The 24,112-nt window shown below is 62.6% G+C and carries 27 protein-coding genes; 13 read left to right on the forward strand and 14 right to left on the reverse strand.

Annotated elements, in window-relative coordinates:
- Positions 1–89 precede the first annotated feature (89 nt).
- From ACR0DA_RS06755 to ACR0DA_RS06785, 7 genes are all read left to right on the forward strand, one after another.
- Positions 90–542 carry a paraquat-inducible protein A gene (locus ACR0DA_RS06755; protein ID WP_170338849.1) on the forward strand — a complete coding sequence of 151 codons (453 nt, stop codon included), beginning with the start codon at positions 90–92 and terminating at the stop codon, positions 540–542.
- Positions 543–691: 149 nt separating this feature from the next.
- Complete coding sequence (locus ACR0DA_RS06760; RefSeq protein WP_480433732.1) at positions 692–1,474, forward strand: DNA repair protein; 783 nt, start codon at positions 692–694, stop codon at positions 1,472–1,474.
- Positions 1,475–1,607: 133 nt separating this feature from the next.
- Positions 1,608–2,972, forward strand: a complete 1,365-nt coding sequence (radA, locus tag ACR0DA_RS06765; RefSeq protein WP_480753373.1) for a DNA repair protein RadA — start codon at positions 1,608–1,610, stop codon at positions 2,970–2,972.
- 40 nt (positions 2,973–3,012) lie between these two features.
- A complete protein-coding gene (locus ACR0DA_RS06770; protein WP_093962256.1) occupies positions 3,013–3,582 on the forward strand; it encodes a CvpA family protein in 570 nt (189 codons plus the stop codon).
- Between the two features lie 497 nt (positions 3,583–4,079).
- Positions 4,080–5,540 carry an amidophosphoribosyltransferase gene (purF, locus tag ACR0DA_RS06775; RefSeq protein ID WP_093962976.1) on the forward strand — a complete coding sequence of 487 codons (1,461 nt, stop codon included), beginning with the start codon at positions 4,080–4,082 and terminating at the stop codon, positions 5,538–5,540.
- Between the two features lie 184 nt (positions 5,541–5,724).
- The gene (locus ACR0DA_RS06780) at positions 5,725–5,973 is read left to right on the forward strand and encodes a hypothetical protein (protein ID WP_480753374.1); all 249 of its coding nucleotides are present in this window, start codon (positions 5,725–5,727) and stop codon (positions 5,971–5,973) included.
- Between the two features lie 42 nt (positions 5,974–6,015).
- On the forward strand, positions 6,016–6,663 hold the full coding sequence (locus ACR0DA_RS06785; RefSeq protein WP_480753376.1) for an SDR family NAD(P)-dependent oxidoreductase: 648 nt from the start codon (positions 6,016–6,018) through the stop codon (positions 6,661–6,663).
- Between the two features lie 57 nt (positions 6,664–6,720).
- On the opposite strand, the gene ACR0DA_RS06790 is transcribed toward ACR0DA_RS06785, so the two are convergent.
- From ACR0DA_RS06790 to ACR0DA_RS06805, 4 genes are all read right to left on the reverse strand, one after another.
- Positions 6,721–7,563, reverse strand: coding sequence for an ATP-binding protein (locus ACR0DA_RS06790; protein ID WP_170599625.1), 843 nt, complete (start codon positions 7,561–7,563; stop codon positions 6,721–6,723).
- 115 nt (positions 7,564–7,678) lie between these two features.
- On the reverse strand, positions 7,679–8,560 hold the full coding sequence (gene tatC, locus ACR0DA_RS06795) for a twin-arginine translocase subunit TatC (protein WP_170390335.1): 882 nt from the start codon (positions 8,558–8,560) through the stop codon (positions 7,679–7,681).
- Positions 8,557–9,015: a Sec-independent protein translocase protein TatB gene (gene tatB, locus ACR0DA_RS06800; RefSeq protein ID WP_170358981.1), complete on the reverse strand. Its 459-nt coding sequence runs from the start codon at positions 9,013–9,015 to the stop codon at positions 8,557–8,559. The genes tatC and tatB overlap by 4 nt, the downstream gene beginning before the upstream one ends.
- A gap of 6 nt (positions 9,016–9,021) precedes the next feature.
- On the reverse strand, positions 9,022–9,237 hold the full coding sequence (locus ACR0DA_RS06805; protein WP_170338331.1) for a twin-arginine translocase TatA/TatE family subunit: 216 nt from the start codon (positions 9,235–9,237) through the stop codon (positions 9,022–9,024).
- A gap of 219 nt (positions 9,238–9,456) precedes the next feature.
- On the opposite strand from ACR0DA_RS06805, the gene ACR0DA_RS06810 reads away from it, so the two are divergent.
- Both ACR0DA_RS06810 and ACR0DA_RS06815 read left to right on the forward strand, forming a co-directional pair.
- Complete coding sequence (locus ACR0DA_RS06810) at positions 9,457–9,762, forward strand: hypothetical protein (RefSeq protein ID WP_480753377.1); 306 nt, start codon at positions 9,457–9,459, stop codon at positions 9,760–9,762.
- 21 nt (positions 9,763–9,783) lie between these two features.
- Positions 9,784–10,455: a helix-turn-helix transcriptional regulator gene (locus ACR0DA_RS06815; protein ID WP_170358978.1), complete on the forward strand. Its 672-nt coding sequence runs from the start codon at positions 9,784–9,786 to the stop codon at positions 10,453–10,455.
- A 43-nt stretch (positions 10,456–10,498) separates the two neighbouring features.
- Here ACR0DA_RS06815 and ACR0DA_RS06820 read toward each other — a convergent pair whose 3' ends face one another.
- From ACR0DA_RS06820 to ACR0DA_RS06850, 7 genes are all read right to left on the reverse strand, one after another.
- Complete coding sequence (locus tag ACR0DA_RS06820; protein WP_170338325.1) at positions 10,499–11,650, reverse strand: M23 family metallopeptidase; 1,152 nt, start codon at positions 11,648–11,650, stop codon at positions 10,499–10,501.
- Positions 11,651–11,713: 63 nt separating this feature from the next.
- Complete coding sequence (locus tag ACR0DA_RS06825; protein ID WP_170338827.1) at positions 11,714–12,364, reverse strand: protein-L-isoaspartate(D-aspartate) O-methyltransferase; 651 nt, start codon at positions 12,362–12,364, stop codon at positions 11,714–11,716.
- The gene (surE, locus tag ACR0DA_RS06830; protein WP_170437730.1) at positions 12,361–13,143 is read right to left on the reverse strand and encodes a 5'/3'-nucleotidase SurE; all 783 of its coding nucleotides are present in this window, start codon (positions 13,141–13,143) and stop codon (positions 12,361–12,363) included. Before surE ends, ACR0DA_RS06825 begins: the two co-directional genes overlap by 4 nt.
- Positions 13,144–13,266: 123 nt before the next feature.
- Entirely contained in the window at positions 13,267–14,352 is a 1,086-nt protein-coding gene (locus tag ACR0DA_RS06835; protein ID WP_170338320.1) for an ABC transporter ATP-binding protein, read from the reverse strand.
- A gap of 86 nt (positions 14,353–14,438) precedes the next feature.
- A complete protein-coding gene (locus ACR0DA_RS06840) occupies positions 14,439–15,551 on the reverse strand; it encodes a hypothetical protein (protein WP_480753378.1) in 1,113 nt (370 codons plus the stop codon).
- Positions 15,552–15,553: 2 nt separating this feature from the next.
- A complete protein-coding gene (locus tag ACR0DA_RS06845; RefSeq protein WP_480753379.1) occupies positions 15,554–16,333 on the reverse strand; it encodes an SDR family oxidoreductase in 780 nt (259 codons plus the stop codon).
- Positions 16,334–16,408: 75 nt separating this feature from the next.
- On the reverse strand, positions 16,409–16,771 hold the full coding sequence (locus tag ACR0DA_RS06850; RefSeq protein ID WP_093962268.1) for a nuclear transport factor 2 family protein: 363 nt from the start codon (positions 16,769–16,771) through the stop codon (positions 16,409–16,411).
- Between the two features lie 109 nt (positions 16,772–16,880).
- On the opposite strand from ACR0DA_RS06850, the gene ACR0DA_RS06855 reads away from it, so the two are divergent.
- The 3 genes from ACR0DA_RS06855 to ACR0DA_RS06865 all read left to right on the forward strand — a co-directional run bounded on the left by ACR0DA_RS06855 (position 16,881) and on the right by ACR0DA_RS06865 (position 21,047).
- Complete coding sequence (locus ACR0DA_RS06855) at positions 16,881–18,488, forward strand: peptide chain release factor 3 (RefSeq protein WP_480753381.1); 1,608 nt, start codon at positions 16,881–16,883, stop codon at positions 18,486–18,488.
- Between the two features lie 43 nt (positions 18,489–18,531).
- Positions 18,532–19,473 carry a glycosyltransferase family 2 protein gene (locus ACR0DA_RS06860; protein ID WP_480753382.1) on the forward strand — a complete coding sequence of 314 codons (942 nt, stop codon included), beginning with the start codon at positions 18,532–18,534 and terminating at the stop codon, positions 19,471–19,473.
- A 185-nt stretch (positions 19,474–19,658) separates the two neighbouring features.
- Positions 19,659–21,047, forward strand: coding sequence for a DEAD/DEAH box helicase (locus ACR0DA_RS06865; RefSeq protein ID WP_480753909.1), 1,389 nt, complete (start codon positions 19,659–19,661; stop codon positions 21,045–21,047).
- A gap of 59 nt (positions 21,048–21,106) precedes the next feature.
- On the opposite strand, the gene ACR0DA_RS06870 is transcribed toward ACR0DA_RS06865, so the two are convergent.
- From ACR0DA_RS06870 to ACR0DA_RS06880, 3 genes are read right to left on the reverse strand one after another with little or no spacing between them, the layout of a single operon-like run.
- On the reverse strand, positions 21,107–22,009 hold the full coding sequence (locus ACR0DA_RS06870; RefSeq protein ID WP_480753383.1) for an EamA family transporter: 903 nt from the start codon (positions 22,007–22,009) through the stop codon (positions 21,107–21,109).
- 21 nt (positions 22,010–22,030) lie between these two features.
- On the reverse strand, positions 22,031–22,933 hold the full coding sequence (locus ACR0DA_RS06875) for a fatty acid desaturase (protein WP_170372431.1): 903 nt from the start codon (positions 22,931–22,933) through the stop codon (positions 22,031–22,033).
- Positions 22,926–23,129 carry a DUF2061 domain-containing protein gene (locus tag ACR0DA_RS06880; RefSeq protein WP_170372429.1) on the reverse strand — a complete coding sequence of 68 codons (204 nt, stop codon included), beginning with the start codon at positions 23,127–23,129 and terminating at the stop codon, positions 22,926–22,928. The genes ACR0DA_RS06875 and ACR0DA_RS06880 overlap by 8 nt, the downstream gene beginning before the upstream one ends.
- A gap of 109 nt (positions 23,130–23,238) precedes the next feature.
- On the opposite strand from ACR0DA_RS06880, the gene ACR0DA_RS06885 reads away from it, so the two are divergent.
- Positions 23,239–24,105, forward strand: coding sequence for a helix-turn-helix domain-containing protein (locus ACR0DA_RS06885; RefSeq protein WP_480753386.1), 867 nt, complete (start codon positions 23,239–23,241; stop codon positions 24,103–24,105).
- The last annotated feature ends 7 nt before the right edge of the window (positions 24,106–24,112 follow it).

The following is a 24,112-nucleotide window of genomic DNA, read 5'->3' on the forward strand; positions in this document are numbered from 1 at the left end:
TTAAACTGGTGTTTAGATACATACAACGAGAAAGTTGCAGCTTATTTCGGTGCCTATTAGATATTCAGTTGTTTTGCTTTGGATTGTTTATGACCCTCCGCCTCGCCACCCTCTCGCTGCTGATCCTCTACCCCATCGCGTGGTTCGCCCCGCTGATGCGCGCGGGCCTGCTGCCGATCTTCGGCCTCAGCGAGATCAGCGTCATCACCGGCCTCCAGTCCTTGTGGAAATCCGACATCTTCCTCGCGCTGGTCGTCACCGTCTTTGCCCTGTTCGCCCCGTACATCAAAACCATCGGCACCGCGCTGGTCCAATGGGACCTGCTGGACCCGCGTGTCCAACCCGCGCTGAACATCATGGGCAAGCTCGCCATGGCCGATATCTTCCTCATCGCGCTCTACATCACGTTGGCCAAGGGCATCTCATACGCAACGATCGAAACAGCATGGGGCCTGTACCTTTTCACCGGCTGCATCCTTGCGTCGATCGCGCTGGGATACGTTACCGAAGTGAAACTTGGTTCACGAAACCTCCGGACCTGATTGATTGAAAACGCATTTCTGGCTATGATGGCCAGTATTCGAGCAGCCAAGTCATTTTTGTTTCAGGGTCCGACGCGGACCGTCTTGCACGTTTGATGGATACTCCGCCCGGGCCCGGTTTTGCCGGTTTCCAAAGGAGTAGGACTGCCATGGCCGCCCTCCATTCGATTTCAATTCATTTCCAGAACGTATTCCTGCGACTGACTTTTTTCCTGATCTGCGCCGCCGCTCTGTTTGCCGTATCCGCCACCCTGCTTGCCGCCGTGAATGTCTGGCCTTGGCTGACGATGCAGGCTGGATTGGGCGGTCAGGACATTCCGAACGCCGGCGTCTACATCCAGATCGGCCTGACCGCTCTGGTTCTGATGCTCGCCTTCTATCTGCCCTCCAGCGCGCGCATGATGGCGTTGGAAAACGCGCATCGGAAGTTCTCGCTGCAGATGCAGGACGTGGTCGATGCCTACCAGATCGCCCATGCGGCCGACCGCAGCGGCGTGTTCGCGCTGGCCTCGGAGTTTGACGCGGTCAAGGAACGCATGGCCTTCCTGCGTGATCACCCCGACCTGCAATCGCTGGAGCCCGAGATCCTTGAATTGGCTGCGCAGATGAGCCAGGTCAGCCACGAACTGGCCGAAACCTACGGCGCGGCCAAAGTCGCCCGAGCGCGGGCGTTCCTGCAACAGCGGCAGGAAGAGATCGAACTGTTCCAGCAACGGATCGAAGACGCCCAGACCATACAGCATGAATTGCGCCAGTGGACCCGCGACATCGAGATCGAGGAGTCCATCGCCAAGGCGCAATTGGCCCGTCTGCGCGAAGAATTATTCGAGCTTTTGCCCGAGCTTTCCGCCCAGTTGCAGACACCGCCGGACGACAGCGACCCGACCGCGTCGAGCGTCATCGCCATGCCCCCGCCCCGCGCCGCCGAATAGCCACTCACTCACCAGGTGCGCCAGCACCCGCCGCGAAGGATGGCCCGCCCGGGCCTGACGCCGCGGCCCGTCAGTCCGGATTGAACACCGGAAGGGCTTGAAGAACCGCGCAAGCTCGGGCACGAATTGCGCCATGGCAAAGACGACGACTTTCACCTGCTCGGCCTGTGGCGCCTCGCATTCCCGTTGGTCCGGCCGCTGCGACGGCTGTGGCGAGTGGAACACCATAGTTCAAGAGGCCCCGTTGTCGGCGGGTCCAGCCAAGAAATCGCTGGGCGGCAAACGCGGCCAGGCCGTCACTCTGACCGACCTGTCTACAGAAGAGGCCCCGCCCCCCCGCACAATCTGCGGTGTCGAGGAACTGGACCGTGTCCTGGGCGGCGGGCTGGTCCCGGCTTCGGCCCTGCTGGTGGGCGGCGATCCGGGCATCGGCAAATCCACCCTGCTGTTGCAGGCCGCCGCGCGCTTTGCCCGGTCGGGCCTGAAAACCATCTATGTCTCAGGCGAGGAAGCCAGCGCCCAGGTTCGCATGCGCGCGCGCCGTCTGGGGCTCGAGGACGCGCCGGTGCAACTGGCCGCCGAGACCAACCTGCGCGACATTCTCACCACGCTCGAGGCCGAGAAACCCGGCCTTGCCATCATCGACTCGATCCAGACCATGTGGGCGGACAATGTCGACAGCGCACCGGGATCGGTCAGTCAGGTCCGTGCCGCCGCGCACGAGCTGACCAGCTTTGCCAAGCGCCACGGCGTGTCCATCATCATGGTCGGCCACGTCACCAAGGAAGGCCAGATCGCCGGCCCCCGCGTGGTCGAACACATGGTCGATACCGTCCTCTATTTCGAGGGCGAGCGCGGCCACCAGTTCCGCATCCTGCGCGCGGTCAAGAACCGCTTTGGCCCCGCCGACGAAATCGGTGTGTTCGAGATGACGGGCAAGGGTCTGGCACAGGTCACCAACCCCTCGGCCCTGTTTCTGTCGGAACGCGGCACACCCAGCCCCGGCTCGGCCGTTTTTGCAGGCATCGAGGGCACCCGGCCGGTTCTGGTCGAACTGCAGGCGCTGGTCGCGCCCTCGCCCCATTCACAGCCCCGCCGCACGGTCGTCGGCTGGGACAGCGGGCGGCTCGCGATGATCCTCGCCGTGCTCGAAGCGCGCTGCGGCATCCCCTTTGCGGGGCTCGACGTCTATCTGAACGTGGCCGGGGGCCTGAAGATCAGCGAGCCCGCAGCTGACCTTGCCGTGGCCGCCGCCCTGCTGAGCGCGCGCGAGGACACCGCCCTGCCCGCCGACACCGTGGTTTTCGGAGAAATCTCGCTATCCGGGGCACTTAGACCAGCGCCGCAGACCGAAAACAGGTTGAAAGAAGCGCAAAAACTTGGTTTCACAGCAGCAATTGCTCCGGCAGGCGGCAAAACCGGTACTGTGGCAGGTCTGACACTCACCCGACCCTCTGATTTGGTTGGGTTTGTTGGCGAAACCTTCGGAGCAGGTTAAAGTCGCGCCCCGAGGGGCAGAAAAAGAACAGGCGAGGGCCATGGAAGGTTTTACAATAATTGACGGGCTCGTTGCCCTGATCATCGTGCTGTCGGGGATTCTGGCCTATTCGCGCGGCTTCATGCGCGAGGTCATGGCCATTGCAGGTTGGGTTGCCGCCGCAGTTCTGGCCTTCATCTTTGCACCGCAAGCCGTGCCGCTGGTCAAGGAAATCCCGGTGGTCGGAGACTTCTTGCGTGACAGCTGCGAATTGTCGGTGATTACGGGCTTTGCCGCAGTGTTTGCCATTGCGCTGATCGTGGTCAGCATCTTCACCCCGTTGTTCTCGTCACTGGTACAGCGCTCGGCGCTGGGCGGGCTGGATCAGGCGCTGGGTTTCTTCTTCGGCATAGCGCGCGGCATTCTGCTGGTTGCCATCGCCTTCTTTGTCTACGACACCGTGATGACCGGCCAGTCCTACACGATCGTCGACGAAAGCCGCTCGGCCAAGGTATTCGAGCAGTTCAGCGACAGGATCGAAGAGCAGAACCCCGAGGCCGCCCTGGGTTGGGTGACCACCCAGTACGAAGAACTCGTTGCATCCTGCACAGCGGATTCTCAGGGCCAGTAACAGCTTCCAGCCAAGCAAAACGAAGCAGCCCGGCGGCCAGCCGGGCTTGTTTTTTGCCAGAGGGTCAGACGAACCCTTCGCCCCCACAAACCGAGCAGCGGTTGGTTTTCAGACCAAAGCATCCGTCACACCGGCTGAACTGGGGCTTGCCCAAGTGATCTCGGCCCTTCAGGACTTCGCCCTTGCCATTGCATATCTGGCAAGGGGCACGTCCCATTCCGCGGCACCGATGGCACCGGCGCTTGACGTGCTCGTCCTTTTTCTGGCTCGGTCGTCCCTGCCACATAGTTGTTTTGCCCTCGGTCAAATGCTGCCGGCATCATTCCACGCAGCGCGTTCAAAACACGGGAAACACTCATGTTCGCGGCCCCATCAAACCAGAAACCCGGCCTGCGGCAAAACGAATTATGATCCTTTGGTGACATGGGGGGCATTAGGCATTATGTGAGGGCCAACTCGCCATGGAATCGGAGCTGCCTGTCTTGCATAGCCCGCAGATGCCCCCCGCCCACCCGTTCGATGATGACAAGCTCCGCGAGGAATGCGGGATTTTCGGGGTCGTCGGCGTCAAGGATGCCGCCAATTTCGTTGCTCTTGGTCTGCATGCCCTGCAGCACCGCGGGCAGGAAGCCGGCGGGATCGTCACACATGATCCTGAACTCGGCTTCAACTCGGCCCGTCGATTTGGCTATGTACGCGACAATTTCACCTCGTCCGACGTGATGGAAAGCCTGCCCGGGCCGATCGGGATCGGCCATGTGCGCTATTCCACGGCCGGGTCCAAGGGCCAGACCGCCATCCGTGACGTACAGCCATTCTTCGGCGAGTTTTCGATGGGCGGCGCCGCGATTGCGCACAATGGCAACATCACGAACGCCAATGCCCTGCGGCGCGAGCTGATCGAGCGCGGCTCGATCTTCCAAAGTTCGTCTGACAGCGAATGCATCATCCACCTGATGGCCCGCTCGCTACAGCGCAACATCCCCGAACGGATGGAGGACGCGCTGCGCCGGGTCGAGGGTGCCTTCTCGGTGGTCGCCATGACCCGCACCAAGCTGATCGGCGTCCGCGATCCTTTGGGTGTGCGCCCGCTGGTATTGGGCAAAATCGGCGATGGCTGGTGCCTGGCCTCGGAAACTTGTGCCCTGGACATCATCGGTGCCGAATTCCTGCGCGAGATCGAACCCGGCGAAATGGTTGTGATCAATGCCCAGAACGGTGTTGAGAGCCACTTCCCGTTCCGCCGGCAACCCAGCAAGTTCTGTATCTTCGAGCATGTCTACTTCTCGCGCCCAGACTCGATTCTGGGTGGACGCTCGGTCTATGAGACACGCGAAGCCATCGGGCGCGAGTTGGCCAAGGAAAGCCCTGTCGAGGCGGATCTGGTCTGCCCCGTGCCCGACAGCGGCACACCCGCGGCCATTGGGTACTCGTTGGAGTCGGGCATCCCCTATGCGATGGGGATCATCCGCAACCAATACATGGGCCGTACCTTCATCGAACCCACCGAACAGATCCGCAACATGGGCGTGCGGCTCAAGCTGAACGTGAACCGCGCCCTGATCGAGGGCAAGCGGGTGATTCTGGTCGACGACTCGGTGGTGCGCGGTACGACCAGCCGCAAGATCAAGGAAATGATCCTAGATGCCGGCGCGAAAGAGGTGCATTTCCGCATCGCCTCGCCGCCCACGGCCTGGCCTTGTTTCTACGGCGTGGACACGCCGCAGCGCGAAAAGCTGCTGGCCGCCACGATGACCGAGGAAGAAATGACCAAGCATCTGGCGGTCGACAGCCTCAAGTTCATCTCGCTGGACGGGCTGTACCGGGCGGTCGGCGAATCGCAGGGCCGCAGCAAGGACTGCCCGCAATACTGCGATGCATGCTTCTCGGGCGAGTATCCCGTCACTCCGGCGGACATGGTTGAACAAGGGTTCAAGATGCAACCGGCGGCCGAATAAGGCCGGAATTCAGAGACTTCTCCAAGGGGCCGCAGGGCCCCTTTTTTCATGGGCCGGATCAGCGTGGCAAAACATGGCCGAAAGCTGGTGCACCGGCTTTTCCTTCCCCTTTGGCTCTGCTAGCCAACCGGCTGCTCACTCACGCAATCACACGGAGGCCGGGCCACCGGGCCGGCCAGTTTACATGGCAAATCCCAGAGTCGACAGCGCGGCCACCCAAAACGGCGCGCTCAGCAAGAATGGTACGACCGTCCTGGGCGTCTTTGGCCCGCAGAACGACATGCGCGCCCTGATGCGCTCATCGTCTGGACGGGTGAAAGAGGTCAAGACAGGCAGCCGCTTTGGTTCGGGCACGATCGTGGCCATCGACAAAGACGGCATCATGCTGCGACAAAGCGGCCGGACCCAGCGCATCGCCATCCCCGGAAGCTGATCCGGGCTTGACGGGCTGCGCGCTTGGGTTCAAACCCCGCGCATGACCGATCACACCAAAACCGCACTTGTTACCGGCGCGTCGCGCGGCCTTGGTGCCGCTCTGGCCGAGGCGCTGGCGCCCGAGTATCACATCGTCGCCGTTGCCCGCACCACCGGCGGGCTGGAAGACCTGGATGACCGCATCAAGGCCAAAGGGGGCGCGGCCACCCTGGCGCCGATGGACATCGCCGACCCCAATGCCATGGCCACGCTGTGCCGCGGCATCCATGACCGCTGGGGCAAGCTGGATCTGTGGCTGCATACGGCCATTCACACCGCACCGCTGACGCCCGCAAATTTCATCGACCCCAAGGATTGGCAAAAGTCCGTGGAGGTGAACGCCTCGGCAACTTCGGTGCTGATCCCCTATATCGCGCCCTTGCTGGGTGAGGCTGGACAGGCCGTGTTCTTTGACGACCCGCGTGCCGGCGAGAAGTTCTGCGCCACCTACGGCGCAACCAAGGCCGCGCAGATCGCCATGGCGCGCAGCTGGGCCGCCGAAACCGTGCGCACCGGGCCGAAGGTTCATGTGTTGCAGCCCGAGCCGATGGCCACAGCCCTGCGCGCGCGTTTCTTCCCCGGTGAGGACCGGTCTAAGCTGGCCAGCCCCTCGGACGAGGCAGCGCGCCTGCTGTCGATGCTGGGCTGAGATTTTTCGGCCAGATCGACGGGAAAGATGTTGCGGCGCCCCTAGCGGGCGCCGTTTTCATTCGATGTGAACGCCCTTTCGGCCCGCCAGATCGACAAAGAACTGCCACGCCACGCGGCCCGAACGCGCGCCGCGCGTGGCCTGCCATTCGATCGCCTCGGCCCGCAGAACGTCGGAATCGACGCTAACGCCATAAGCCGCGCAATACCGGTCGATCATCGCAAGGTATTCGTCTTGATCGCAGGGGTGGAACCCCAGCCACAACCCAAATCGGTCGGACAGCGAAACCTTTTCCTCGACCGCCTCGGACGGGTTGATCGCGCTCGAGCGTTCGTTCTCGATCATGTCGCGCGGCATCAGGTGGCGGCGGTTCGACGTGGCATAGAACACCACGTTTTCGGGCCGGCCCTCGATCCCGCCATCCAACACGGCCTTCAGCGACTTGTAGTGCTGGTCGTCATGGCTGAACGACAGGTCGTCGCAGAACAGGATGAACCGGTAAGGTGCGGCGCGCAGGTGGTTCAGCAACCGCGCGACCGAGCCCATGTCCTCGCGCTGCAGCTCGACCAATTTCAGGTCGGGAAACTCGGGCTGAAGGGTCCCATGCACCGCTTTGACCAGGCTGGACTTGCCCATGCCGCGCGCGCCCCACAACAGGGCGTTGTTGGCCTTGTACCCGGCGGCGAAGCGGCGCGTGTTGTCCAGCAGCGTATCGCGCGACCGGTTGATGCCCACCAGCAGGTCAAGATCGACACGGTTGACATGGTGCACCGGCTCCAGCCGGTCGGGCGCGACATGCCAGACAAAGGCGGGGGCGGCCGAGAAATCGGGGGCGGCCAACGGCGCCGGGGCCATGCGCTCCAAGGCGTCGGCGATGCGGTTCAGGGCTTGGTCGTCCATGGGTCCTCCGAAGTCTTGCGGCCGATTTCAACCACGTTCACGGGCCGCCAACAAGACCCGCATGAAGAAAGGGCGCACCCGCCAAGGCACGCCCTTCCCCATTTACTGCTCGGGTTTATTTGCCGTCTTCTGCGTCAAACTCGTCCATCATCGCATCATCGGCGGCTTCTTCATCGTCATAGTAGCCTTCGGCCCGCAGCTGTTCTTCGCGCTTTCTCTCGACCCGGGCCACCAGGAAGATCGAAATCTCGTACAGGCCATAGACCACGACGAACAGGATGATCTGGGTGATCACGTCCGGCGGGGTCACGATGGCGGCCAGAACCAGAATGCCCACCACGGCATATTTGCGCACCGCGCCCAAACCTTCGGCGCTGACCAGCCCGGCCTTGCCCATCAGGGTCAACAGAACCGGCAGCTGGAAACACAGGCCAAAGGCCACGATGAACTTGATCGTCAGGTTCAGGTATTCCTGTGCTGAACCCTGGAAAACCACGCTCAGCGGCGCAGTGGCACCATCCGCTAAGGCCTCACCCTCGGCCCCGAATTGCTGGAACCCAAGGAAGAAGTCATAGGCCAGCGGCGTGACCACGTAAAAGGCAAAGCTCGCGCCCAGCAGGAACATGAAGGGCGAGGCCAGCAGGAACGGCAGGAAGGCGTTCTTCTCGGATCGATAGAGCCCCGGCGCCACGAACCGCCACATCTGCATACCGATATACGGAAAGGCCAGAATGAACCCACCCAAGAGCGAGACCTTGATCGCCACGAAGAAGCCCTCCTGCGGCGAAATGAAGATCAGGTCGCAGTCCTGTCCCCGCTCGGACAGAACATCGCACAGGGGCTGGGTCAGAAAGTTGAAGATCGGCGTGGCTACCGTGAAACAGATGATCATACCGATCAAAAATGCCACAACGCTGTGGATCAGCCGCGTGCGCAGCTCGGCCAGATGCTCGATCAGGGGGGCCGAGGTATCTTCGATCTCGTCGGTCTTGCTCATGTCTTGCCTTCGGTTCTCAGCGCGGCTTCGGCCTCTTCGGCCTTGGCCAAGGCCTCGGCGGCTTCTTTCGCTTTGCGCTCGGCGGCGGCACGGGCGGTTGAGGCCTGGATCTTCTTGGCCTGCTCGGCCCGCTCAGCGGCCAGTTTGCCGGTTTCGCTGTCGGGGTCGAACTTGGTCGGGTCCATGCTCTTGGCCATGTCCTGGGCCGCCTGCTTGACGCCGTCCATCGCACTGCCCACCGGGTTGGTGGCCGCGTCCAGACCTTTCTTGATGTCGTTCACACCCGCCTGGTCGGCCGCTTCGTTCATGGCGCTTGAGAACTCGCGCGCCATACCGCGGGCCTTGCCGACGAACCGTCCGACATTGCGGAACAGAACCGGCAGGTCCTTGGGCCCCACGACGATCAGAGCAACGATGCCGATGACCAGAAGCTCGGTCCAGCCCAGATCAAACATGGGCGATTAGACCTTGTCTTTGTCGGACTCGGGCGTGACATCCTTGGCCAGCTCGGACGCGTCCTGTTCGATCTCCTCGCCGCCTTCCTTGACGCCTTTCTTGAATGCGGTGATGCCCTTGCCCACTTCACCCATCAACGAGCTGATCTTGCCGCGGCCAAACAGCACCAGCACCACGACGGCGATCAGCAGCAGGCCGGGAAGGCCGATATTGTTGAGCATGTCTCTTCTCCTTCTACGTCGGCGCGTTGCGCCGGGAATGTGATCTGGAAGCCTGTCTACGCCCACCGGGCCGTCGAAAAAAGTGACGCAAGTCAAATCCGCGTTCAAATCCGCGCTGGTCAGGTGGTTTTTGCGGGCTGGCAATTTCCAACTGACAGGTTTATGTCAGTTGCAGGCGGCTAGGAACAGGGCATCGAAACCTGGTCAACGGAGACTCAAATGACCCATGTTGCTGAAATCGTCACCTTCACCCTCGCCGATGGCACCACGCCGGAAGAGTTCGTCAGGCTCAGCCAGACGACCGAGGCCTTCGTGCGGGCGGCACGCGGCTTTGCCCACCGACAGTTGAGCCAGGGCGAGGATGGCCGCTGGACCGATTATGTTATCTGGACCGACATGAAGGCCGCGCAGGACGCCGCCGCGCAGTTCCCGCAGCAGGATTTTGCCGCCGGCTTGATGGCGGCCATCGACCCCGCCAGCATCCAAATGCGCCATGAGAAAGTGCTATGGAACATGACCGCCTGATCGCGGTCCGGACGGCGTGTCATGCGCCGCACTGACCGCCTGTTCGACATCATCCAGATCCTGCGCGACGGCAAACTGCACCGCGCGCAGGACATCGCGGACCGGCTCGAGGTTTCGGTCCGCACCATCTATCGAGACATGGATACGCTGGTGGCGTCGGGCGTCCCGGTCGAAGGCGAACGCGGCGTGGGCTACATGGTGCGCGAACAGATCACCCTGCCCCCGCTGAACCTTACCCCGGCCGAGCTTGAGGCGCTGAACCTCGGGATGGCGATCGTGGCCGAGGCCGCCGACCCCGACCTGAAGGCCGCCGCCGAGGCGCTGGCCGCCAAGATCGACGCGGTACTGCCCACCCAGGTGGTGGCCGAGGCGGATGCGTGGAAATTCGCCGTCTACCCCTTTGCCGATGCCGCGCGCGGGCTGGCGCATATGGCTCCGATCCGGGCGGCCATCAAATCGCGCCAGAAACTGCGGCTGACCTACCGGCGCATCGACGGAACCCTGACCGAACGCACGATCCGCCCCCTGCACATGGAATACTGGGGCCGGGTCTGGACCCTGACCGCCTGGTGCGAGCTGCGCGACGCCTTCCGCGTGTTCCGCATCGACCTGATCGAAAGCGTCACACCGCTGCCCGAGATATTTGCGGACGAGCCCGGAAAGCGGCTGGCTGACTACAACCCGACCGCCTGATCCCGTTTTTCGCGCAAGGCTACTTGGAACGGCGCTCAGACCCTCAGCGCAGATAGGTTTCGGGGTCGACGGACTCGAACCCTTTGCGTACCTCGAAGTGCACATAGGCGTTCTCACCCCCGCGCAGCTTGGCAATGCTCTGGCCGCGGCTGACCCGGTCGCCCTTCTTGACCGAGATGTTCTCGACATTCGCGTAGACCGTCAGCAAATCGTTGGTGTGCTTGACGACGATGATCGGGATCTGATCCGCATCCGCCGTAATGGCCGCCACGGTACCGGCTTCGGCCGCCTTGACCGATGCACCGGGCGAACCAGCGATGTCGATCCCTTCGTTCTTGCCTTTGGCATACGGGCGAATGATCTTGCCGGTTACCGGCAGAGCCAAGGCTGACGAGCTGGAATTCGTCGGGGCCTCGGCCGTCACGTCCGGAGCGGGCGTCAACGGCGCAACTTTTTCGTCCGGCAACGGCTGCGTTGCACTGGGCGGCGTCGGGGTGGGCGATCCCTGCCCCGGTTCGGTGGTCGCCGTGGGCGCTGCGGCGGCAGCTTGGCGCGGTGCAGCCTGATTCTTGACGGGGATCAGCAGAAACTGCCCTTCGCGCACGGCGAAGTCCGAACCCAAACCGTTCCATTCAGCCAGCGCATCGACCGGAACCTGATACAGGCGCGAAATGGTATAGGCCGTCTCACCCCGCTTGACCTTGTGCCGGATCGGCTCGTCCGTCGAGGTGACGGGTGCCGGTTTGGCCGGCTCAAGGTTCGTGACCCGCACGCCGCCCGTGTCCGGCGCCTGATCAATCGCGGTCGTGGCAATCGAGGCGATATCGACGTTCCCCGCTCCGGCGCCGACGGACCGTGGCAAGGCCAGCACCTCGCCCTCGCGCAGCTGGTCGGTGGGCTTGAGACCGTTGAACCGGGCCAGCTCGGCCTCGGGCAGACCGACCCGCGCAGCCACGGCGGCGACGTTGTCACCCCGTTGCGCGACGGCAACCTGATATGTCGGATAGGTGATCACGCCACGGCTGTCCGGCGCCGGCCGGTTCGTCGTGGCTGATTGTGCGGCCGGAGTGGTCGAAAAACCGCCGACCTGACCGCGCAGGTCGTAATCCAGCGGTCCTTCGCAACCGGCAAGCACCAGCGCGGCAACCATCGCCGTTGTTCCACGACCCAAGACTGACTTGGAAACTGCTCTCATATCACTGTCCTCAACACCTGCCCCTGTTTGCCGGGGTTCTGGCGCCCAATTCCTAAACCTACGTTACGCCTCGTCCTTTCCAAGCCCTTCCAGCAAGGGCACGAACCGAACAGGCAACAGTTCGTCATATTCCAGCCCGGTCTCGGTTCTGGTGACCCGTATCAGGGTCTGAACCGCATCCGACTGCCCAACGGGCAAGACCATGATACCGCCGATTTTGAGCTGCGCCAAGAGCGGGCCCGGCGGGTCCTCTGCTGCGGCGGTGACGATGATGCGGTCAAAAGGAGCCTGTTCGGGCAATCCGAAAGATCCATCCGACAGCATCGCCGTGATATTCGTAAGACCCAACTCGCGAAACAGCTCACCGGTTTCGCGTACCAGACGCTTGTGGCGTTCCACGGTGTAGACCCGCCGCGCCAGCTTGGACAGCACCGCAGCCTGATACCCCGAACCCGTCCCCACCTCGAGCACCTTGTCGCGCGGCGTGACCTGCAGCGCCTGCGTCATCAGACCTACGACCGAGGGCTGGCTGATCGTCTGGCCGCATGCAATCGGCAGTGGCGTGTCCTCGTAGGCTCGCTCGGCGAACAGGCCCCGCACGAACTTGCCGCGGTCGATCTGCTCCATCGCGTCAAGAACACGCGCATCCGTCACCCCGCGAGACCGCAGGGCGAACAGGAACTGCATCTTGGTTTCGGGGTCCAGTCCGGTCATTCGATCGTCTTCAACGCCTCCAGCGCATCATCGGCGGTCAGGTCGGCCCGCATCGGCGTTACAGAGATATAGCCGTCCAGGTTCGCCGCCGCATCCGTTCCCGGAGCCGTCGGGTTGTGCTGATAGCCCCCTTTGATCCACAGGAAACGGCGGCCCGAGGGCGAGCTGTGCGGTTCCACCCCAAAATGCGTGTCGCGTCGGAACCCCTGACGCACCACGCGGGTGCCCAGAACTTCTTCGGCGGGCACCGGAGGGAAATTTACGTTGTAAAACAGGCGGTAGTCTTCCTGCGCGGGCGGATCGGCCTCAAGAATGCGTAGCACCAATTCCGCTCCGAACCGCGTGGCGGCCTCGAACGGGTCGTCCAACCCAAGATTGCGTGGACCAAAATACTGCGACAAGGCGATCGCCGGAATGCCCTGGAGTGCCGCCTCCATCGCGCCGCCGATCGTGCCCGAATACAAAGTGTTCTCGGCCGAATTGTTGCCCCGGTTCACACCAGAAAGAACCAGATCAGGTCGCGCGTCCTTCATCACGTCATGCAGCCCGGCCAGCACGCAGTCGGCCGGCGACCCTTCGGCCGCGAAACGACGCTCGCCCAGTTTGGCGACCATCATGGGATGGGTATAGCTGATGCAATGCCCGACCCCTGACTGTTCGAAAGCCGGAGCCACGATCCAGACCTCACCATCCGGGCCAGCCACATCCGCGGCAATCGCCTCGAGCGCGATCAGGCCCGGGGCGTTGATCCCGTCGTCATTTGTCAGAAGTATGCGCATTGCCTGCCTGTGCCCCCGCGTTTCGCCCTTGATAGACGGCCCCAAAGGATGCGGCAAGCGATGCCCCGGCGCATTCTGCGGCATTCGCGCACCACTCGCCGGGAAATCGACCTGTTGCGGCGTCTAGGCTGGAAAAACGAAGCAGCGATCCCGCCGGATGGTCAACCACATCACCCGGCCCGGATTGGGCACGAACACGTTCGGGACGGTCGCCTTGAGGATCGAGCCGTCATAGTCCATCCGAAACTCGATCAGGCTTTCGTTGCCCAGAAAGCGAGCGCGCTCGACCACGCCGCGGGCCGCAACGCCATCGGTCGCCGTCGGCAGCGGCCCCTTGCCGTTGCGATCAAAGTCCAGCCGCACGTGCTGAGGGCGGAAAACGATTTCGACGTCGGTGCCATCAGGAACACCCGGCGCCAGGAATTGACCAAATGGCGTTTGCGCCAATGCTCCATTCACCTGGGACTGCAACACATTGACATCACTAAAAAATGCCACGGCAGCCTTGTCTACGGGTCGGGTGTAGACATTGTAGGGCGCGCCCTGCTGCACGATCTTGCCGCGGCGCATCAGTGCAATTTCGTCGGCCATGCGCATCGCCTCTTCGGGCTCGTGCGTGACCAGCAACACGGCGGCGTCCTCTTCCTTGAGGATGGCGAGGGTCTCGTCGCGGATGCCGTCGCGCAGACGGTTGTCGAGGCCAGAAAACGGCTCGTCCATCAGCATGATCCGCGGACGCGGCGCCAACGCTCGGGCCAGCGCGACCCGCTGCTGCTCGCCCCCTGACAGTTGATGCGGAAACCCGTCGATATGGCGGATCAGGTCGACCTTTCTCAGCAACTCTTCGACACGTTCCCGTTTTTGCTCTTTGGCCCCTTTCAGGCCAAAGGCAACGTTGTCGGCCACGCTGAGGTGCGGAAACAAAGCGAAATCCTGGAACATCAGTCCGATCTCGCGCCGTTCGGGCGGCACCCTGAACACCGTGTCACAGACCAGCTTGCCATCGACGTAGATTTCGCCCGAGTCCTGCATTTCGACGCCGGCAATCATCCGCAGAGTAGTGGATTTGCCGCAGCCCGACGGACCCAGCAGACAGGTCACCTGCCCTGCCTGAACGGTCAACGAGACGTCATCGACCACCGTGCGCCCGCCGAACCGACAGACCAGATTGCGGATTTCCAATCGCGGAGGAGCTGTGTTGATTGCCACCGACGGACCCCAATTGCCTTTTCCCGATCAATTTCATCGGGCTTGCGCCGGGATAACAACCCCGCCCATCGGGCGCAAGAGAGGCGCTAGGCCAGCAGCTCGAACGGCACGCCCGCGCGGACCTTGCCGTTGACCTGAATCTCAAGCCGATGCGACCCCGGCACCAACCGAAACGTCGTGGCGTCGCCCTTGAGTTTGTGCCGCTTGTTCAGCCGCAGGCAGCCATCTGAAAGATTGGCTTGCTTGAGCTTGTGAACCTTGGGTGAGATTTTCCCGCCAGGTCGCTGAAAATGCACGATATAGTCAATCAAGACCGGATGATCATCGGGGCCTGAAACCGAGACGGCGAACTCCAGAACCCCGCCGATGCGGGCCTCGCCAATCACCTCAACACTCACCTCCAGCGGTGCGTCGGGATCATAACCCAGCAGCGCCATCGCCCCGCCATGGCCGGACTTTACCAGCCCGCGCAGCGCATGTGCGGTGATCCACCGCATCTCGCCGGCCTCCTGCGCGCCCGAGGCATGCCACGCCTTCAGGCGGTCCAGCGCCAGGTCGGGGTCTTTCTTGGTAATGTCGTTGAGATGGTTCGCCACCGACCGCGTGACATAGCGCGTCGGATCCGAGTGCAACCGATCCAGCAGCGGCAGCGGGTCCGACAGGTCCAGACCGACCGCCTGCCCCCAGGGCAGACGCGGGCGCGTGCCTTCGGAGACCAGCCGCCGGACGTGATAGCTGGAATGCCCGCACCAGTCCTGCATCCGGTCCAGCACCAGATCGGGATGGCTACTCAGAAAGGGCCGGATCGCCCATTCCATCGAAAATCGCTGAGTGATCTCTGCAAGCACATCCAGCGCCAGGTCGGGGTGGTCCGCGCCGACCTGCGCCACCCACTCGCCCAATGGGGCAAAGATGAAGTCACCGAAATCGTCATCGCTCAGGGATGGGTCCAGAGGCGGCGGCAAGGCGCGCAGGATCACCGGTGCCACGTCGGGCAGCGCGCCGGGAAAGGCCGTCTGCAAACAATCGGCAATCCACGCGATCCGCTGCTTCAGCTCCAGCTCCGGCAGGCGCGACATGACCCGCGCCACGAATGCGTCGCCGTCAAACCCGGCGTCGGCCTGCGTGAACAGGCCGGCAAGGTAACGGGTCTTTTCCGCGTTGAACAGCTGATCCTTCAGCGAAAACCCCTGCGCCACGATCACATCGTCAGGTTGGTTGCGCCACCATCCAGCAGGATGTTCTGCCCTACGATGAACCCGGCATGTTGCGAGCACAGAAACGCGCAGGTCGCGCCGAATTCCTGCCGCGTGCCATAGCGCCGCGCCGGAATCGTGGCCGCGCGCTCGGCCCTTGCCTCGTCCAGCGAGATGCCCTTCTGTGCCGAAACCCCGGCATCCAGCGAGTCCGCCCGGTCGGTGGCATGAATGCCGGGCAACAGGTTGTTGATGGTCACGCCATAGGGCGCCACCTGCCGCGCGGTTCCGGCTACATAGCCGGTCAGCCCGGTGCGCGCCGCGTTCGACAGGCCCAGCACCGCGATGGGGGCCCGCACGGATTGCGAGGTGATGTTCACCACCCGGCCCCAACCCTTGTCCATCATCGACGGCAACAGCGCCTTCATGAAGGCGATCGGCGTGAGCATGTTGGCATCCAGCGCCTTGATGAAATCATCCCGATCCCAGTCTGACCACAGGCCCGGCGGCGGGCCACCGGCGTTTGTCACAAGGATATCAACGCCCTGCGCGGCCTCGATCACCTGCGCCTGGCCTTCGGCCGTGGTCACGTCGCAGGCTACGGTCTGCACGTCGACGCCATGTTCGGCGCGCAGCCGGCCGGCCTGCGCCTCCAGCGCATCAGGCCCACGCGCGTTCATCACCAGATCAACGCCCTCGGCAGCCAGCGCCTCGGCGCAGCCCAGCCCCAAGCCCTTGCTGCTGGCACAGACCAGCGCGCGTTTTCCTTTTAGTCCAAGATCCATGTGATCCCCCCTGTCAGTTGTTACCCGCATGTCTAGCACCGGCCAGACAGGGAAGACCAGATTGGCGTCGGCAAATCAGTAGAAGAACTCTTCCCGCACGATCTTGCCGTTGACCACGTGATAGACTCCGACCTCGCGCATGTCGAAAGCTTCACCGCTTTCCTTCACCTTGCCCTGCACTTCAAAAATCACGGCAAAGCTGTTCTCACCATGCAGGAACGGGTCGCTGACTGACGCGCCCGAGACCTCGTGTGCGCTTTCCCACCAATCATGTTTGCCGCGGATGCCCTCGATGCCGTGGGTCTCGCGGCCCATGCCCTGCATGTCCATCGCTTCGACCGAAACGGCATCGGCTGCATACAACTTGTCCAGATTCTCCTTGGCGCGGTTTTCGCGGCAACCTGCCACCAGTTCCTGGGCGATTTCTTTCAAATTCATTGATCCACTCCATTATTTGTTCACTATATGTTCTTATTGGCATATCCACCCGATTCGAACCACCCCCTTTGTCTTGCCTCAGCAGGATTCCCCGCCTATACGCGCCTTCATGCTTGATACCGCCTCGAACCAGCCCACCCTGCCGCCCGAGATCGCACGGCGCCGCACGTTTGCCATCATCTCGCACCCGGATGCGGGCAAGACGACCCTGACCGAAAAGTTCCTTCTGTATGGGGGCGCGATCCAGATGGCCGGACAGGTGCGCGCCAAGGGCGAGGCACGGCGTACGCGGTCGGACTTCATGCAGATGGAAAAGGACCGGGGCATTTCGGTCTCGGCCTCGGCCATGTCGTTTGACTATGGCCCCTACCGGTTCAACCTGGTGGACACGCCCGGCCACTCGGACTTTTCAGAAGACACCTATCGCACGCTGACGGCCGTTGACGCCGCGGTCATGGTGATCGACGGGGCCAAGGGCGTGGAAAGCCAGACGCAGAAGCTGTTCGAGGTCTGCCGCTTGCGCGACCTGCCGATCCTGACCTTCTGTAACAAGATGGACCGTGAGAGCCGCGATACGTTCGAAATCATCGACGAGATCCAGGAGATGCTGGCCATCGACGTGACACCGGCCAGTTGGCCCATCGGCGTGGGGCGCGATTTCATCGGCTGCTACGACATGCTGCGTGACCGGCTGGAATTGATGGACCGCGCCGACCGCAACAAAGTGGCTGAAAGCATCGAGATCAACGGGCTGAACGACCCCAAACTGGCCGAGCATGTGCCCACCGAACTGCTGGACAAGCTGCTGGAAGAGGTCGAGATGGCGCGCGAATTGCTGCCCGCGCTGGATCCGCAGGCGGTGCTTGAAGGCCACATGACCCCGATCTGGTTCGGCTCGGCGATCAACTCGTTCGGCGTCAAGGAACTGATGGAAGGCATCGGTGCCTATGGACCGCAGCCGCAGGTGCAATCGGCCGAACCTCGCCAGATTTCGCCGGATGAGAAAAAGGTGGCGGGCTTTGTCTTCAAGGTGCAGGCCAACATGGACCCCAAGCACCGCGACCGCGTGGCCTTTGTCCGCATGGCCAGCGGCCACTTCAAGCGCGGCATGAAGCTGACCCATGTGCGCAGCAAGAAGCCCATGGCGATCACGAACCCGGTTCTGTTTCTGGCCTCTGACCGGGAACTGGCCGACGAGGCATGGGCCGGCGATATCATCGGCATCCCCAACCACGGCCAGCTGCGCATCGGTGACACTCTGACCGAGGGCGAGGCGATCCGCGTTACCGGAATTCCATCCTTCGCGCCCGAGCTGTTGCAGGGCGTGCGCGCGGGCGATCCGATGAAGGCCAAGCACCTGGAAAAGGCGCTGATGCAGTTTGCCGAGGAAGGCGCGGCCAAGGTGTTCAAACCCTCGATCGGCTCGGGCTTTATCGTCGGCGTGGTGGGCGCGCTGCAGTTCGAGGTGCTGGCCAGCCGGATCGAGCTGGAATACGGCCTGCCGGTGCGGTTCGAGGCCTCGCAATTCACCAGTGCGCGCTGGGTGTCGGGCGACAAGGCTGAGGTCGAGAAGTTCGTAAATGCGAACAAGCAGCACATTGCCCTCGATCACGATGGCGACATCGTCTATCTAACCCGCCTGCAATGGGACATCGACCGCGTGGTGCGCGATTATCCCAAACTGACGCTTACCGCGACCAAGGAAATGATGACCTGATGCTGACCCCGCCCCCCGCCAAAGCAACAGAGGCCGTCATCGCATGACCGCAGCCGGGCCGAGCTGGGGCATCGTCTCGACGGTGCGTGGATCGGCCCGCGACATTCTGAGTTTTGCGGCCTACCACCTGGATTTGGGCGCGGATCACCTCTACCTCTACCTTGATGAGCCCAACCGGCGGGCTTTTCGCCCCCTGCGCCGCCACCCCAAGGTAACCGTCCGCATCTGCGACGATGCGTTCTGGGCAGCGCGCAAACGAGACAAGCCCGAGCGCCACCAGGTCCGCCAGACCGTTCATGCGACCTTTACCTATCGCCACACCGATCTCGATTGGCTAGCGCATATAGATGTGGACGAGTTCCTGTGGCCCACGGCCCCCATCGCGGACTTGCTGGGCGAAGTGCCCGAAACGGTGCACGCGGTTCGGGTTCGTCCGATCGAGGCCTTGGCCTGCGGCGACGATCTCTACAAAGCGTTCATCCCCCAAGGCCCCGAACGCGAAGCGCTTGTCGAGACGATCTATCCAAACTACGGCGCTTTCGTTCTGGGCGGCTTTCTGAGCCACGTACAGGGCAAGCTGTTCGTGCGAACGGGGATGGAGAACCTCAATTATCGCATCCACAACCTGTTTCAGAACAAGGTCATCTTGCCCTGCAAGACCGAAATGCCGCAGATCGACCTGTGCCACCGCCATGCCACGGATTGGGAGCATTGGTGGTCACACTATCGGTTTCGACTGGAGCGCGGCTCGTACCAGCCCGGCATGGCTCCGAACGTACATCGCGATCGGGGTGGGCTGAACATGAACGAACTGCTCAGTTGGATCGAGGCCGAAGAAGGCGAGAAAGGTCTGCGCAAGTTCTTCGACGAACTCAGCGCCACCGACCTGCAGGTCCGCGCGCGCCTGCAGGAACGGGGTCTGATCAAGCACCGACCGCTTGATCTTGAGGAAAAGCTGCAGAAACACTTTCCCGGAAGCTTCTGAATTGTTGCACGAAATCGCCAGTGACGCGATGTAGCGGTACAGATGAAACTGTCTTCATTTGACCCTGCCACACCTTTTTGTTATGTCCGCATCCAAGCCGAAACGCGCATGGTGCGCATGGCCATCCGGGCCCGGCATTTTTCATACGCGCGGGCCAGGTCAGTGTCCGCATGAACCGGACATACATGACGAAATTCACCGATCTGAATCTGAACCCCAAGGTCCTCAAAGCTATTGAGGAAGCCGGCTACGAAACCCCGACCCCGATCCAGGAAGGCGCCATCCCGCCAGCCCTGGAGGGACGTGACGTTCTGGGCATCGCCCAGACCGGAACCGGCAAGACGGCCAGTTTCGTCTTGCCCATGATCACCCTGTTGGCGCGCGGTCGTGCGCGGGCGCGGATGCCGCGTTCGCTGGTGCTGTGCCCGACGCGGGAACTGGCGGCGCAGGTGGCCGAAAACTTCGACACCTATACCAAGCATCTAAAGCTGACCAAGGCGCTGCTGATCGGCGGCGTCAGCTTCAAGGAACAGGATGCCCTGATCGACCGCGGCGTGGACGTGCTGATCGCCACACCCGGCCGTCTGCTGGACCATTTCGAACGTGGCAAGCTGCTGCTGACCGGCGTGCAGATCATGGTCGTGGACGAGGCTGACCGGATGCTGGACATGGGGTTCATCCCCGATATCGAACGCATCTTCTCGCTGACGCCCTTTACCCGGCAAACGCTGTTTTTCTCGGCCACCATGGCGCCCGAGATCGAGCGGATCACCGACACGTTCCTGTCCGCCCCGGCCCGGATCGAAGTGGCCCGTCAGGCCACCGCGTCCGAGACCATCGAACAGGGTGTCGTGATGGTCAAAGGCGGCCGCCGCGACCGCGAGGGCAGCACCAAGCGCAAGGTCCTGCGCGCACTGATCGATGCCGAAGGTGACAAATGCACCAACGCCATCATCTTCTGCAACCGCAAGACCGATGTGGACATCACCGCGAAATCGCTCAAGAAATACGGCTACAACGCCGCACCGATCCACGGCGATCTGGACCAGTCGCAGCGGATGAAGACGCTGGACGGGTTCCGCGACGGCTCGGTACGTTTGCTGGTGGCGTCTGACGTGGCCGCGCGCGGGCTCGACATTCCGTCGGTCAGCCATGTGTTCAACTTCGACGTGCCCAGTCACCCCGAGGACTATGTGCACCGCATCGGCCGCACCGGCCGCGCCGGGCGCGAGGGCAAGGCGATCACCATCTGCTCGGCCCGCGATGAAAAGGCGCTGGATGCGATCGAGAAACTGATCCAGAAGGAAATCCCGCGTCTGGACAACCCGGTTCAGGCCGAACCGGCCGAGGCCGAGGACAAAAAGCCCGAAAAGAAATCGCGCGCCTCGACCCGCAAGGACGAGGTCAAGAAGGACAAGCCCGCCAAGGACGCCGCGTCGAACGACAAACCTGCCAAGGAAAAGCGTGGCAAAGGCCGTGGACGTCGTGACGATGGCGGTCCGGCCGTCGTCGGCATGGGCGATCACTTGCCCAGCTTCATCGCACTCAGCTTTGACGAACGCCGCGCGGGCTGACCCGCCTGCATGGCAAAAAGTTCAGAAGGCGCACGGGCCTCCGCGCGCCTTTTTGCATCTCAGATCGCGGCGACCAGGATCAGGATCGAGAGGCCCAGCAGGACCATCCCCGCAATCTCGCGCCGGGTCACCGTCTCGCGGAAGACCAGGACCGAGGCCATGAGGCTGAAAATCAGCTCCACCTGCCCCAGCGCTTTGACGTAGGCCGCGTTCTGCAGGCTGAAGGCCCAGAACCAGCAGAACGATCCGCCGAGGCTGGTCAGCCCGACGAAGACGCCGGTGCGCCGCGTGTCCCACACCGCGCGCAGCTCGGCCCGGTCGCGCCAAACCAGCCACAGCGCCATCGACAGGAACTGGATCGAGACCACGACCGCCAGCGTCACCAGCGCCCGGAACCAGGCCTCGCCATCGCCCAGTTGCAGCGACGCGCCGCGATAACTGACCGCAGAAAAGGCGAACAAGACGCCCGATCCCAACCCCAGTTGCGAGGCGCGGTTGGTTAGGTGACGCCACCACGCCCCACTGCCGCCCGGTGTTTTCGACAACAGGAGAACCGCCAGCAGCCCCAGCAGGATGGCCCCGAACGCACCGGTTGAAACCCGGTCGCCCAGCACGACGAAACCGACGATTGCGGTCTGGATCACCTCGGTTTTCTTGAAGGTGATGCCGACGGCAAAGTTGCGCTGTTTGAACAGCGCCACGACGCAGATCGTGGCAAGGATCTGGGACAGCCCGCCGATGGCGGCATAAAGCCAGAACAGAGGCGGCAGCGCCGGCAGCGGCAGACCGCTGAGCCGGATCGCTCCTGCCAGACCCAGCAGCACCAGAGGCATCGAGTAGGCAAAGCGCGCAAAGGTCGCGCCGGTCGCCGACAGCTTCACGCTGCTCAGCGATTTCTGCAGCATGAAGCGCACCGTCTGAAAGGTTGCGGCGGCCAAGGTTACGGGAATCCACAAACTCATGGCTTCCCTTCTGTCGTCAAATCAGGGTTTTGGCCAGAGCGGATGTTCTACAGGATCCTTGGCACGCCAGAAATACTGCCGGAAAACCTGCCCGTACGAGCGATAGACATAGGCCTCGTTGCAGGCCAGATAGCGCTCTTTCCCTCGGCGATAGAGCGCGGGCAACCGATACCATGGCGCCGCCGGGTTCATGTGATGAACGACGTGCAGGTTGTTGTTCAGAAACAGAAAGGCAAGCGGTCCGCGGTCTTCGACGATCACCGTTCGGGCGCGCGACTTTTCGTGCGCGCGGTGTTCCAGAAAGGTGCGGATCTTGACCAGCGCCAGTCCCAGATAAGCCGAAAGGACAAAGGCCCAGACCGGCATCGCTGATTGCGCCACGACCCACAGAACCACCGCCACGCCGAGCAGATGGAAAGCCCAGGCTAGCCAGATGTCGCGGTCCCCGCGCACCGCACCGCGCCAGTCGTCGCGCAGAAAAGCCAACTGGCCGATGATCGGACCCAGCGCCATGCGCCCCAACAGCGTGTTGTTCGCCTGATAGACCCACCGCTGCCACTGCGGCAGCCTGATCCAGACCGCCGGGTCCAGATAGTTGGACTCCGGATCGTCATAGGGGTCGGTCAGGTTGGCATCCTGATGGTGCGCCAGATGCAGATCGCGGAAGCGGTTGTAGGGGATGAACAGGGTCAGCGGCAGCGCCATCAGCGCCTCGTTCAACCACTTTGCGCGGAACGGGTGGCCGTGCAGCGCCTCATGCGTCAGGGACGAGTGCAGCGCCGCGACGACCCCCATCATCGGCACCGCCAGCCACAGCGACCACGCCGCAACGCCGAAAATCGCAATCAGCCAAAGGGCATAGCAGGCAACGATCAGGGCAAAGGTCGGCCATTCGGGGGATTTTGGGGTGGTCGCTTCAGCCATGCCGCCCCCAGGAAATTCCGGCCCAGATGCGTTCGTAAATCACGTAGAGCGTCAGCCCGATGGCCGTGTTCACAACCGCCAATACGCCTCCGACGGCGGCCGAGCCGGTGGCGACCAGCCCCACCACGGTCATGACCGCAAGGCCCATCGCATTCCAAATGATTGCCTTCACGACAGATCTTCGCCGCGTTTCCATTCCGGTCCCCAGTCTTTTTGCTTTTCACACAAGCGTTACCTGCCAGTGGCCCTGTCGAGAATTCCGAATATGATTAACAAATCTCAGCGTTCGTGATATTTATCACCACATGCAGGAAAATTTCGACAAACGCGACCGCGCCGCGCAGTTCCGCCTGCGCCTGGCCCGCGCAATGGACCAGCGGAAGATGAGCCAAAGCGCGCTGGCGCGCACCATCGGGGTCGATCGCTCAACCGTTTCCCAGTTGCTGACCGATACGGGCGCACGCCTGCCCAACGCCCATGTCGTGGGCAGCTGCGCCTCGGCTCTGGGGGTGTCGGCGGATTGGCTGCTCAGCCTCTCGAACCGACCCGAGAGCGCGGCCGAGCTGCTGGCCAGTTCTCTGACCATGACCGAGGCACCCCGCGCCCTGGTCGACGAGCGCATCTTTGAATGGCATCAGGAGGCCGCCGGCTACAAAATCCGCTATGTTCCGGCCACCCTGCCCGACATGCTGAAAACCCGCGCCGTGCTGGAATGGGAATATGCGCCGCATCTGGGCCGAACCGCCGACCAGGCCATCGGCGCCTCCGAGGACCGCCTGACCTGGATGCGCGGGGCCCAGTCCGACTATGAAATAGCCATGCCGCTGTATGAGATTCACAGCTTTGCCCATGGCACCGGCTATTATGACGGGCTGCCCCTGAATGAGCGGCTGGACCAGATCGATCACATGCTGGAGCTGTGCGAGCAGCTGTATCCGCGCATGCGCATCTACCTGTTCGATGCCAAGCGGCTCTATTCCGCGCCGGTCACCATCTTTGGTCCGCTGCTCTGCGTGTTCTATGCCGGCAGCCATTACATGGCCTTCCGCGACCGGGACCGAATCGAGGTTTTTACGCGCCATTTCGATACCTTGGTCCGCGAAGCTGATCTTACTGCCCGGCATTTTCCGACCCATCTTCGCCAGCTGCGCGCGGCCATTTCGGCCGGGTAACGCCAGT

This window comes from Ruegeria sp. CI8 (genome assembly GCF_056536865.1).